Consider the following 12071-nt stretch of genomic DNA (forward strand, 5'->3'; position numbering starts at 1 on the left):
GGCGCCGGACACCGCGGCCCACCTGGCCGCGTGGTGCGACCTGCTGTGCCAGGTGGCGGGCCTGCCGCCGGGCGGCCCGAGCGAGGCGGGGGTGGTGTCGCTGCCGCAGCGCCGGGGGCCGCTGGCCCGCTGACCGCGCGCCGTACCACCCCGTCGGCCGCCCCCCGCGCCGTACCGCCCCTCGTACGCCGCCCCCGGGCCCGTACGCCCCGTCGGCCGCCCGCGCGTGCCGTACGCCCCGTCGGCCGACCGCTCCTGCGCCGTACGCGCTGCCGGCCGCCCGCGCGTGCCGTCGGCCCGCCGCGCCTGCCCCTGGCCGCCCCCGCGAGCACCGTCCCGGGGCCCGCCGCGCCGAAACCACCCACGCCACCGGCGCCACCGGCGTCACAGCACTCGATCAGCCGTCCTAATTGCCGGAATTGTTACTCACCAAATCGTGATCTTTCTCTAAAGCCTGGCCGGATCCGTGCCGAAGGACGTGATGACCCGTCCCACCACTCTCCCCAGGAGGCCTGGTGTCTGTTCTCCTTGAGCAACCGTCCAGCCTGGTCGCCTACCGCCCGAACAAGCCGACGGCCATGGTGGTCGTCGCCGACCCCCGCGTCCGCTCCACCGTCACCCGCCACCTGTGGGCCCTCGGGGTGCGCGACGTCATCGAGGCGTCGTCCATCGCGGAGGCCCGGCCACGGATCACCAACCCGCGCGACATCTGCGTCGCCGAGGTCCACCTGCCGGACGGCTCCGGCCTCACCCTGCTGTCCGAGACCCGGGCGGCGGGGTGGCCCAACGGCCTGGCCCTGTCCGCCGCCGACGACATCGGCGCCGTGCGCAACGCCCTCGCGGGCGGCGTCAAGGGCTACGTCGTCACCGGCACCCGCACCAACCTCGGCCTGCCCGGAAGACCGGGCGCGACCCCCGTCGGGGCCGCGGCCGCCCGCATGCACCGGCGTCCACCGGGCGCGCCGGGCCACCCCGGCGGCTACCGCGAGCTGTCGGGCCGCGAGGTCGAGGTGCTGAGGCTGGTGGCGGAGGGCCAGTCGAACAAGGCGATCGGCGTCTCGATGGGCCTGTCGGCGCTGACCGTCAAGAGCCACCTCGCGCGGATCGCCCGCAAGCTGGGCACCGGCGACCGGGCGGGGATGGTCGCCGTGGCCCTGCGCACCGGCATCATCCACTGACCCGGCCGCGCACTCCGCCTGCCCGCCTGCCCGGCCGTCTGTCCGCCCGCCCGCCTGCCCGACGGACTGACGGGCAGGCGGGCCGACGGACCGCCCGCCTGCCCGTATCCCCGCCCGCGCACCCGGCGCCGCGGCGTCCGCGTCGTGACGTTCCGGAGACGGGCGCCGGAGCATATCCGCGCGGCACAGCTACCCTTGACAGGTGACCGACGCCCAAGAGACCGCAGCCGAGACGACACTGCGAGCCCCCGGGGACGCCACTCAGGCCCACCTCCCCCCGGCGCCGGTCCCCCTGCTCGAACCCCGCGAGGGCATCCCGCCCGTCGTGGCCGGACCCGAGGAGCTGGCCGGGATCGTCGCGGCGTTCGCGGCCGGGCACGGCCCGGTCGCCGTCGACGCCGAGCGCGCCTCCGGCTACCGCTACGGGCAGCGGGCGTACCTGGTCCAGCTCCGCCGCGCCGGGGCGGGCACGGCCCTGGTCGACCCGGTCGGCTGTCCCGACCTGTCCGCCCTCGGCGCCGCGCTGGGCGACACCGAGTGGGTGCTGCACGCGGCCACGCAGGACCTGCCCTGCCTGCGGGACATCGGCATGGTGCCGGACCGGCTGTTCGACACCGAGCTGGCCGGCCGGCTGGCCGGGTACGCGCGCGTGGGCCTGGGCGCCATGGTGGAGAACGTCCTGGGCTACAGCCTGGAGAAGGGCCACTCCGCCGTCGACTGGTCCACCCGCCCGCTGCCCGAGCCCTGGCTGCGGTACGCGGCGCTCGACGTGGAGCTGCTGGTCGACCTGCGCGACGCGCTGGAGGAGGAGCTGGAGCGGCAGGGGAAGCGGGAGTGGGCGCGGCAGGAGTTCGCGGCCATCGCCGCGGCCCCGCCCCCGCCGCCGCGCAAGGACCCGTGGCGGCGCACGTCGGGCATGCACAAGGTGCGGCGGCGGCGCCAGCTGGCGGTGGTGCGCGAGCTGTGGACCGCCCGGGACGGCGTCGCGCGGCGCCGGGACGTCTCGCCGGGCAAGGTGCTGGGTGACGCGGCCATCGTGGAGGCCGCGCTGGCGCTGCCCGCGAACGTACGGGCGCTGGCCGCGCTGCCCGGGTTCGGCCACCGCATGGGCCGCCGCCAGCTCGACCACTGGCAGGCGGCGGTGGACCGGGCCCGCGCCCTGCCGGAGTCGGAGCTGCCGCTGCCGGCCCAGCCGGTGACCGGCCCTCCGCCGCCCCGGTCCTGGGCCGACAAGGACCCGGTCGCGGCGGCCCGGCTGTCGGCCGCGCGCGCGGCGGTGACGGCCCTCGCCGAGCGGCTGGCCATGCCGCAGGAGAACCTGATCTCTCCCGACACCGTCCGCCGCCTGTGCTGGGAGCCCCCGGCGCCGGCCACGCCGGAGTCCGTGGCCGCCGCGCTGGCCGGGCACGGGGCGCGGCCGTGGCAGGTCGAGCAGGTCGCTCCGGCCCTGACGGCGGCGCTGGGGACCGCCTCGGCGTGACGTGACGCGCGTGGAGCGGCGCGGCCGTGCACGCGCGGGCCGGACCCGTATCGGGCCCGGCCGCCGGACACCCAAGCCGGACCCCAAGCCGGACCCCGGCCAGGCCCCCCGGCCAGGCCCCGGCCTCCGTACGGCACCCGGCGCACGGGCCGTCCCCGGAGCGCGCCGGGCGCCCCGAGCGCGCCCGCGCCCGGCGTACGCGCCGCCCGTCCGACCGGGAGCGCGCGGACGGCAGCCCCCCGTACCCCAGTCCCCCGACCCGCGCCATGTGAGCTTCGCCGCTTGCCGGGCGAGGGCTGTGCAGCTTGGTTACCCATGAGTAGCATGGCGGTGTGCGGGGCGCGCCGCGGGCGCGTTCCGCCAGCTGTGCCGTCCCGCACCTGGAGGAGAGCCAACGTGCCTCGTACCGCTAGGGACGTCGTCTTCGTCGACGGCGTCCGGACCCCCTTCGGCAAGGCGGGTCCCAAGGGGATCTACCACGAGACCCGCGCCGACGACCTGGTCGTCAAGAGCATCCGTGAGCTGCTGCGCCGCAACCCCAACCTGCCGCCCGAGCGCGTGGACGAGGTCGCCGTCGCCGCGACCACCCAGATCGGCGACCAGGGCCTGACGATCGGCCGCACGGCCGCGCTGCTGGCCGGCCTGCCCAAGTCGGTGCCCGGCTACGCGATCGACCGCATGTGCGCGGGCGCCATGACGGCCGTGACCACCACCGCCGGCTCGGTCGCCTTCGGCGCGTACGACATCGCCGTGGCCGCCGGTGTGGAGCACATGGGCCGCCACCCGATGGGCGAGGGCGTCGACCCCAACCCGCGGTTCGTGGCCGAGAAGCTGGTGGACGAGTCCGCCCTGTTCATGGGCATGACGGCGGAGAACCTGCACGACCGGCTGCCGCACCTGACCAAGGCGCGCGCGGACGAGTACGCGGTGCGCAGCCAGGAGAAGGCCGCCAAGGCGTACGCGAACGGCAAGATCCAGCAGGACCTGGTGCCGATCGCGATCCGCCGTACCAACCCTGAAGGCGGCGAGACCGGCTGGGGCCTGGCCACCGCCGACGAGCCGATGCGGCCGGGCACCACCCTGGAGAACCTGGCCAACCTGAAGACCCCCTTCCGCCCGCACGGCCGGGTGACGGCGGGCAACGCCGCGGGCCTCAACGACGGCGCCACCGCCTCCCTGATCGCCGCCGAGGACGTGGCGCGGGAGCTGGGCCTGCCGGTGAAGATGCGCCTGGTGGGCTACGCGTTCGCGGGCGTGGAGCCGGAGGTCATGGGCTACGGCCCGGTCCCCTCGACGCAGAAGGCGCTGGCCAAGGCGGGCCTGTCCATTGAGGACATCGGCCTGTTCGAGGTCAACGAGGCGTTCGCCGTGCAGGTCCTGGCGTTCCTGGACCACTTCGGCATCGCGGACGACGACCCGCGCGTCAACCAGTACGGCGGCGCCATCGCCTTCGGCCACCCGCTGGCCTCCTCTGGCGTGCGCCTGATGACCCAGCTCGCCCGCCAGTTCGAGGAGCAGCCGCAGGTCCGCTACGGCCTGACCACCATGTGCATCGGCATCGGCATGGGCGGCACCGTGATCTGGGAGAACCCGCACTTCGAGGGGACCAAGTGACCACCACCAAAGACTCCCTGGCGCGCGCGGCGGAGCTGTTCGCCGACGAGGTCGTGACCTCGGCGCACGTACGCCACCTGGACCTGCCCGGCGGCGCCGGCCGGTTCGCCCTGATCACGCTGGACAACGGCTTCGACCACACCAAGCCCACCACCTTCGGCCCCGGCTCCCTGCTGAAGCTGGACGCGGCGCTGGACCAGGTCGAGGCGGAGGCCGCCGAGGGCTCCATCGTGGGCGTCGGCGTCACCGGCAAGCCGTTCATCTTCGCCGTCGGCGCCGACCTCAAGGGCGTCGAGCTGCTGGCCACCCGCGAGGACGCCCTCGTCATCGGCCAGGGCGGGCACGCCGTCTTCACGCGCCTGGCGTCGCTGGGCGTGCCCACCTTCGCGTACTACAACGGCGCGGCGATGGGCGGCGGCGTCGAGGTCGGCCTGCACTGCACGTACCGCACCGTCGCCGCCTCCGCGGCCGCCTTCTCGCTGCCCGAGGTCTTCCTCGGCCTGGTCCCCGGCTGGGGCGGCTGCACCCTGCTGCCGAACCTCATCGGCCCGGACCGCGCGATCAGCGTCATCATCGAGAACTCGCTGAGCCAGAACCGGCAGCTGAAGCCCAAGCAGGTGCACGAGCTGGGCATCGCCGACGCGATCTTCGAGGGCGCCGACTTCCTGGAGCAGTCCCTGCACTGGACCGCCGCCGTCCTCAAGGGCGAGATCGAGGTCGCGCGGCCGGAGATCGACCGCGGCGAGGCGTGGGACCGCGCCGTGGAGCGCGGCCGCGAGATCGCCGACAGCAAGGTGCACGGCGCGGCCCCGGCCGCCTACCGCGCGCTGGACATCATCGCCGCCGCCAAGAACGGCGACCTGCGCCAGGGCTTCGACTCCGAGGACCACGCCCTCGCCGACCTGATCATGAGCGGCGAGCTGCGGTCCGGCATCTACGCCTTCAACCTGGTCCAGAAGCGCGGCAAGCGCCCGGCCGGCGCGCCGGACAAGTCCCTGGCCCGCCCGGTCACCAAGGTCGGCGTGGTCGGCGCGGGCCTGATGGCCTCGCAGCTCGCGCTGCTGTTCGCGCGCCGCCTGGAGGTGCCGGTCGTGCTGACCGACATCGACCAGGCGCGCATCGACAAGGGCGTCGGCTACGTCCACGAGCAGATCGACATGCTGCTGCTCAAGGGCCGCATCCACCAGGACAAGGCCAACCGCCTGAAGGCCCTGGTCACCGGCACCCTGGACAAGGCCGCCGGCTTCCACGACGCGGACTTCGTCATCGAGGCCGTCTTCGAGGAGATGGGCGTCAAGCAGCAGGTGTTCGCCGAGGTGGAGGCCGTCGCCCCGGAGCACGCGGTGCTGGCCACCAACACCTCGTCCCTGTCGGTGTCCGAGATGGCCGCCAAGCTCAAGCACCCCGAGCGGGTCGTGGGCTTCCACTTCTTCAACCCGGTCGCGATCCTGCCGCTGCTGGAGATCGCCAAGGCGGAGAAGACCGACGACGCGTCCCTGGCCACCGCCTTCGCCGTCGCCAAGAAGCTGAAGAAGACCGCCGTCCTGGTCAAGGACACCCCGGCCTTCGTGGTCAACCGCATCCTGGCCCGCTTCATGGGCGAGGTGCAGAACGTCATCGACGAGGGCACCCCGATCGACGTGGCCCAGAAGGCCGTCGAGCCGCTGGGCCTGCCGATGTCCCCGCTGGAGCTGCTGGAGCTGGTCGGCCCGGCCATCGCCCTGCATGTCTCCGAGACCCTGAACGCCGCGTTCCCGGACCGCTTCACGGTCTCCGAGAACCTCTCGCGGGTCGTCAAGGCGGGCAAGCGCGGCTTCTTCGTCCACGACTCCGGGAAGCCGGAGCTGGACCCGGAGGTCGAGGCCCTGCTCGTGCGCGGCGACAACGTCCTCACGGAGGAGCAGGCGCGGGCGCGGGTGCTGGAGGCCGTGGCGCAGGAGATCGGCCTCATGCTGGACGAGGGCGTCGTCGCCGAGCCGCAGGACATCGACCTGTGCCTGATCACGGGCGCGGGCTGGCCGTTCCACCTGGGCGGGGTCATTCCCTGCCTGGACCGGGAGGGCGTCTCGGAGCGGATCGTCGGCAAGACGTTCCTGGCCCCGGGCGTGGCGAGCGTGCCGGCCGCGTAGCGCTCCGCGCGACGCGGGTCTTCCGCCGACGGCGGGCCGTACGGGACCTCGGGGTTCCGTACGGCCCGCCGTGGCGTTTGCCGGGGCCCCGGGTCAGCGTAGATAGGTCTGCTGCCACTCCACGGCAGTCATGGTCAGGGCGGCCTCGGCGAGAGCCTGGGCGGAAGACGTCTTCAGGCTGGCGAGGCTGGTGTCGATCCAGTTCTGGACGTTCGCACACCCCTGCTCACGGTATTCGACGGCTTGAATGAGGCATTCCAGCTTGTCGGCGTCGTGGGCAACGACCACCTCCTGGCTGCTGCCGTTCTCGTACTCCTCGACGACCTGCTGCACTCCGGCGGCGACGGCGGGATGCGCGGCGGATACCTGGTCGGCGGTGACCTCCTCGTTCGACGCGGCGCTCAGGTAACGCCGACCGATGTGCGGGATATCACCGACGCGCGTCTCCTGAGTGTCGTGGAACACGCACATCAGGGCGACCTTCGCGGGGTCGGCGCCTTCCATCATGGCGAGCACGGAGCCGATCACCGCCGTCCGGAAGGAGTGTTCGGCGATCGACTCCGGGTCCTTGACCCCGGCGATCCACCAGCCAGACCGCTTGGCCCGCTTGAGCATGCCCATCTCCATCAGGAACCCGGCGGTGCCCTTCGCCTGCGCGGTGTCGTCCGTCATGTCATGCCCTCCAGTAGGTCACGTGCGTGGTTCCCGTAGAACGTCTTGCACAGCGCTGAGGTCACGCCGGGACTTGGGGGCGAGGGCGAGTCCTCCGCAGTCCAGGAGTCGGATGGCCCGCTCGGCGAGGTGCCCGCGAGTGTCGGAACGGTCAGAACGTGGTGGCGGCGCCGGACAGCGCCCGCGCGGGTCTCACGGAAACCTGACTCCGGGTCGGGTGTCTCCGACCCGGCCGCGAGGGTCAGCAGACCAGTGACACAGACCAACCGAATCGTCAGGCGTCGAAGTCGTATTCGAGCACGAAGGACGCGGAGTCCAGCGTCATCTCGTTGACCTCGACCGCGCGGCCATCATCACGGAAGGCGGTACGGCAGACCAGTACGACCGGAGTTCCCGTCGACAGCTCCAGCCGCTCCGCCTCCTCCCGGGACGGCATGCGCGAGCGGATCTCCTCCCGGAAGTGCACCGGCTTGTGGCCGAGGTCAGCCAGACGGGCGTAGATGCCGCCCGGTCCGGGGTCCTCCTGCGTGACGGGAGAACCCGCGACCAGTTCGGCGGGGAGGTACGAGGTGGCCAGGAGGACGGGCTTGCCGTCCAACACGTACCGCCGCCGCCGGACGCAGACGGCGGCTCCCTCGTCCAGCGCGAGCACGACGGCAATCCCGGCCGACGCCGCCGTCTCGGTGACCGACAACTGGTCCACCACGAGCGCGCGGCTCTCCTCGTCGGCGGCCCACAGGGAGCGGCCGCTGCCCCAGTGCTCCTGTGAGAGGCGCTGGATGCCACGGCGCCGCAGCGGCCGGGGATGCGGCAGCGATCCGTCGCCCTGCTGGTTGATCGGGCTCACCTTCACTGGTCGAGGTGGTCGAAGTCCCCGAGCAGCAGTCCACCCTTGAACGCCTTCCACTCAGCTTGCGTGAAGCACAGGTGACCGTTCGAAGGGTTCTTCGAGTCCCGAACCGCCACACCGCCGTCCGGCAAAGGCGCCAACTCGAAGCAAGCGCCGTTGTTGGCGGTGAGACTGCTCTTCTTCCAGTTCAGTCTCTCGGCATCGATCGAGTACAGCTCAGCCTTGTCCATCAGCTCTCCGCTGTCCGCCTGGTCTGGTCGAGGTGGTTGAAGTCCCCGAGTAGGACACCGCCCTTAAACGCCTGCCACTCGACCTGAGTGAAGCACAAGTGACCGTTTGCGGGGTTCTTCGAGTCCCGTACCGCCACACCGCCACCCGGCAGAGCGGCCAACTCGAAGCAGGTCCCGTTGTCCGAGGTGAGGCTGCTCTTCCGCCAGTCCAGCCCCTCGACGTCGAGCGCGTACAGCTCAGCCTTGTCCATCGTTCTTCCTGTTCTTGATGCGTTCGATGAGGTCGCGAGTCTCGTCATCTGGGAGTGCGGCTTGCGACAGACTCCTGAAGAGCCTGTTGAGACGGCGGACGTCGCGTGGTTCGTCCATCGTCAAGATACCCGCGAGGGAGTCACCGAAGCCGACGTCCGGAGTATCTGGATCTTCAAACGAGAGGAGATAGAAGCCCGCGAGCTGCGAACCCTCATCACCCTTCTCGTACGGGATCACCTGAAGCTTGACATGGTCTCGTTCTGAGACGTCCAGCAGGTGCTGGAGCTGCGCACGCTGAACACGCGGCCCTCCGACCTGGAATTCCAACGCCGCCTGGGTGACCACGTAATGGCACTGCATGGGGACGCGCGCCTCGAACAGACGGTTACGCTGCCGCTGCATGCGGACTTCGACCAGGCCGTCAACCTGGTCAGGGCCGAGCGATGCGAAGCCGACCGACATGACGGCTCTGGCGTAGTCCTCGGTTTGGAGTAGGCCGGGGACGATCCCCAACTGGTACTCACGGACCTGCGCCGCCGCGTCCTCGAACGCCAGGTAGCGCTCGTAGGCGGCGCTGATCACATCACTGTAGCTGTGCCACCAGCCTTGACGTCGATCCTTCGTGTCCGTGTGCAGCTCAATCAGGCTCTCCCGCTGCTCCGACGGAACGTCATAGAGGTCGAGCAGCCCAGTGATGAGTGCCTGTGAGCAAGCCCTCCGCCCCAGTTCGATCTTGCTGATCATCGAGGGATCGCACCCAAGGCGCGCGCCCACCTCAGTGATCACCAACCCCTTGCCCTCGCGCAGTCTCTTGAGCGCCCGTCCCAGGCCGATGCGTGACATGAGCTGCGTATTCGCGCCCCCAGGCATGGGTTCCTCCCCTCCCACGGAGTGTGAACCGAGGGTACCAACAGGTAGTCAGCCCCGAGTTCGTGTCCTAAGACTGTCTAGAGAATAGTCCACAGTCAGTCCTTGGACTTGACGGGATGCCAGCTTCAGGTCCACCGTGGGATCGGTCACACAGCGCGCGCACCTGGCGCCGCTGGGCGACTGCCTGCGCCTGGAAGCACCGTCTGGAGGCAGCATGTCGATCACCAATCGCCCGGGCACCGTTCCCTACATCACTGCGTGGAGCCGGGAGCGGCACGTCGACGCCGGGGTGGTCAGGCTTCCCTGGGGGATCGCCTATCGAGACGAGGTCCCGCAGGACCGTCTCGACGGGGTCCTGTGGTCGCGGCTGTCGATCCTGCCCAAGGACATGCGGGGGCGCCCTGAGTTCGGCCGGGTCCACGCGCGCCGCCAGTGCCGGGCGATGCGCAAGCTGCTGTGCCAGGTCTGCGGCGGGCCTGCCGACCGCACCGAGCAGGGCGTGCTGTGGCTGCTCAAGGACGACCTCGACCCGAACGACCCGAGCTGGCAGGAAAACCTCCGGACCACCCATCCCCCGGTATGCCTGCCCTGCGCGAAGAAGGCCACCCTGCAATGTCCCCACCTGCGCCGGGACTTCGTCACCCTCCGCGTACGCGACCCGCAGCCGTACGGCGTGTACGGCGTCCTCTACCCTCCCGGCGGACCGGCGACGGACGCGACCGTCGCCTACGACGACCACGCGATCCGCTGGGTACGGGCCGCCCAGGCCGTCGTGACCCTGCGCAAGTGGGTCTTCGTGGACCTGGAAGCCGAACGCGACGCCCGTTCAGATCGTTGATCTGATGTGGACACCTGATCACCGGTACGTACTCCGATCGATGTCGGCCGCCCCAGTCACACAGTGCCGGTAACCCCTCCACCACCTCGCCGACCGAGTCTCACCCAAGGCCGCTGATGTTCCTCACCCGTATCCACCTCGACGCCGAACCCCCGGACACGTGGCCGTTCACCCTCGCGCCCGTACGGCACCTGCGCGGCGACGGCCTGCGGTTCGACCGGTCCGTCACCTTCCTGGTCGGAGAGAACGGCTCAGGCAAGTCCACCATCGTGGAGGCCGTCGCCGACCTCTGCAAGATCAGCTCCGAGGGCGGCAAGGCCGGTACGAAGTACTCCAGCACCGGCGCGCCCACCCTGCTGGGCGACGCCCTCCGGGCGGACTTCACCAGCGCCGGTCACCGGCTCCTCACCGGACCGCGCCGTCAGCGGCAGGGGTTCTTCCTCCGCGCGGAGACGCTGTTCAACCTGGCTCAGAACGTCTCGGGGCGGTTCGGGTTCTGGGAAGCCGACCTAACAGAGCAGAGCCACGGCGAGGGCTTCCTCACCGTGCTGGACACGATGTTCGACCAGCCCGGCCTCTACCTGATGGACGAACCGGAGGCCGCCCTGTCCTTCACGTCGTGCCTGAGCCTCGTGGGCCTCATGGACCGGCTCGCTACGGCAGGCGGACAGATCGTCTGCGCGACCCACTCCCCCTTGCTGACCGCGCTGCCCGGCGCCCGGATTCTCGAACTCGGCGACCACGGCATCGAACCGGTCGCGTGGGACGACCTGCTCCTGGTCGACCACTGGCGCCGCTACCTCGCCGGGCCCGAGCAGTACCTGCGCCGCGTTCTCGGCGAGGCCGGACCCGACGGGCGGTAGCCCGGGCTCCGGGCCGGGCGCAGCCGCAGGCTCACACTCGCACCCACGCCCGCAGCGCCAGCCCCGACTCGTCCGTCTTCTGCCGCGTCACCCGCAGCTCCCCGCCCGGCCCGAGCGCCGCCAGCACCACCCGGCCCGTCCCGTCCAGCGCCAGCGCGGGCTCGCGGGCGCCCGGGTCGCCGGTGGGGGTCCACCACACGCCCGCCGACTCGTCCTCCGCCGGGTGGGCGGCCACCGCGATACGGCCGGTCTTGGCGTCGGCGTGGGCCAGCACGGTGCAGGCGAAGCCGTCGATCTCGACGCGAGCCGCCGCGACCGGGCCGGTGCCCGTCTCGCCGCCCAAGGAAGCGGGCTCGGCGCCGGGGCGCCAGGCGCGCAGGCCGCCGCCGTCCGCGTCGCGCCAGTAGCAGGTGACCGTCTCGCCGCCGACGGCGACGGCGGAGAGCGAATCCTGCTGCGGGCGGGCCGGGATGTCGTCGTCGGGCTCGAAGGCGGCGGCGGGCTTGGGCTGCTGCCAGTGCAGGACCCTGTCCCCCGCCGCCGCGAACACCTCGACGCGGCCGTCGGGCATGGCCGCCGCGGCCAGGCCGCCGACGACGCCCTCGCCCTTGAGGTCGGTCCAGTCCTTCCAGGTGCCCTTGGTGTCCTGCCAGCGCACGCTGACCCCGCCGTCGGCGTTGCGGACGAACAGGTGCGGGCGGCCCTCGCCGTCCACGGCCGCCGCCGGGGGGCCGGTGCGGCGGGCGGCGGGGCTGTCCTTCGGGGGGCGCGGGGTGCCCAGCGCGTGCCAGGCCGTGCAGGGTCGGCCGGTCTGGAACTGGGTCGCGTGCAGCACGTCGGTGAGCGTGCGGCTGCCGTCGTGCCGGAAGCGCAGGCCCACCAGGTGCAGGTAGCCGTCCGCGCCCTGCGCCGTGGTCACCGCCGCCAGGCCCGGCGTGTCGGTGTGCAGCGGGCCGGTCCAGTCGGGGCCGCCCGGCCGGTTCTCGGTCCAGCGGTGGGTGCCGCCCGGCACCGCCGCGTAGGCCGTGAGCCTGCCGTCCTTGCCGCGGAACAACCGCAACGCCATGGCCTGCCGCCAACCTTCCACACCGCGTC

General features: G+C 72.0%; 11 protein-coding genes and 2 pseudogenes. 7 read left to right on the forward strand and 6 right to left on the reverse strand.

What is annotated here, in order from left to right; translation table 11 throughout:
- The 5 genes and pseudogenes from RKE29_RS02285 to RKE29_RS02305 form a co-directional block, all read left to right on the forward strand.
- Window positions 1-133: pseudogene (locus tag RKE29_RS02285) on the forward strand (DUF3000 family protein); the annotation flags it as partial.
- Between the two features lie 382 nt (window positions 134-515).
- Window positions 516-1178: a response regulator transcription factor gene (locus RKE29_RS02290; RefSeq protein WP_312003285.1), complete on the forward strand. Its 663-nt coding sequence runs from the start codon at window positions 516-518 to the stop codon at window positions 1176-1178.
- A 202-nt stretch (window positions 1179-1380) separates the two neighbouring features.
- Window positions 1381-2658, forward strand: coding sequence for a ribonuclease D (locus RKE29_RS02295; protein ID WP_312003286.1), 1278 nt, complete (start codon window positions 1381-1383; stop codon window positions 2656-2658).
- A gap of 396 nt (window positions 2659-3054) precedes the next feature.
- A complete protein-coding gene (locus RKE29_RS02300; RefSeq protein ID WP_312003287.1) occupies window positions 3055-4272 on the forward strand; it encodes an acetyl-CoA C-acyltransferase in 1218 nt (405 codons plus the stop codon).
- On the forward strand, window positions 4269-6401 hold the full coding sequence (locus RKE29_RS02305) for a 3-hydroxyacyl-CoA dehydrogenase NAD-binding domain-containing protein (RefSeq protein WP_312003288.1): 2133 nt from the start codon (window positions 4269-4271) through the stop codon (window positions 6399-6401). Before RKE29_RS02300 ends, RKE29_RS02305 begins: the two co-directional genes overlap by 4 nt.
- A 93-nt stretch (window positions 6402-6494) precedes the next feature.
- Here the strand turns inward: RKE29_RS02305 and RKE29_RS02310 are convergent, their stop codons facing one another.
- The 5 genes and pseudogenes from RKE29_RS02310 to RKE29_RS02330 all read right to left on the reverse strand — a co-directional run bounded on the left by RKE29_RS02310 (window position 6495) and on the right by RKE29_RS02330 (window position 9248).
- A complete protein-coding gene (locus tag RKE29_RS02310) occupies window positions 6495-7073 on the reverse strand; it encodes an HD domain-containing protein (protein ID WP_312003289.1) in 579 nt (192 codons plus the stop codon).
- A 274-nt stretch (window positions 7074-7347) separates the two neighbouring features.
- Window positions 7348-7875: pseudogene (locus RKE29_RS02315) on the reverse strand (GntR family transcriptional regulator); the annotation flags it as partial.
- Between the two features lie 47 nt (window positions 7876-7922).
- The gene (locus tag RKE29_RS02320) at window positions 7923-8153 is read right to left on the reverse strand and encodes a DUF397 domain-containing protein (RefSeq protein ID WP_312003290.1); all 231 of its coding nucleotides are present in this window, start codon (window positions 8151-8153) and stop codon (window positions 7923-7925) included.
- Window positions 8153-8404, reverse strand: coding sequence for a DUF397 domain-containing protein (locus tag RKE29_RS02325; protein ID WP_312003291.1), 252 nt, complete (start codon window positions 8402-8404; stop codon window positions 8153-8155). The genes RKE29_RS02320 and RKE29_RS02325 overlap by 1 nt, the downstream gene beginning before the upstream one ends.
- Window positions 8391-9248: a helix-turn-helix transcriptional regulator gene (locus tag RKE29_RS02330; protein WP_312003292.1), complete on the reverse strand. Its 858-nt coding sequence runs from the start codon at window positions 9246-9248 to the stop codon at window positions 8391-8393. Before RKE29_RS02330 ends, RKE29_RS02325 begins: the two co-directional genes overlap by 14 nt.
- Window positions 9249-9489: 241 nt before the next feature.
- Here RKE29_RS02330 and RKE29_RS02335 point away from each other — a divergent pair, with 241 nt between their 5' ends.
- A complete protein-coding gene (locus RKE29_RS02335; protein ID WP_312003293.1) occupies window positions 9490-10113 on the forward strand; it encodes a hypothetical protein in 624 nt (207 codons plus the stop codon).
- A gap of 116 nt (window positions 10114-10229) precedes the next feature.
- A complete protein-coding gene (locus tag RKE29_RS02340; RefSeq protein ID WP_312003294.1) occupies window positions 10230-10976 on the forward strand; it encodes an AAA family ATPase in 747 nt (248 codons plus the stop codon).
- Window positions 10977-11007: 31 nt separating this feature from the next.
- On the opposite strand, the gene RKE29_RS02345 is transcribed toward RKE29_RS02340, so the two are convergent.
- Window positions 11008-12042: a hypothetical protein gene (locus tag RKE29_RS02345; protein ID WP_312003295.1), complete on the reverse strand. Its 1035-nt coding sequence runs from the start codon at window positions 12040-12042 to the stop codon at window positions 11008-11010.
- Window positions 12043-12071 lie beyond the last annotated feature (29 nt).

Source organism: Streptomyces sp. B1866 (assembly GCF_031932565.1).
GTDB lineage: Bacteria > Actinomycetota > Actinomycetes > Streptomycetales > Streptomycetaceae > Streptomyces.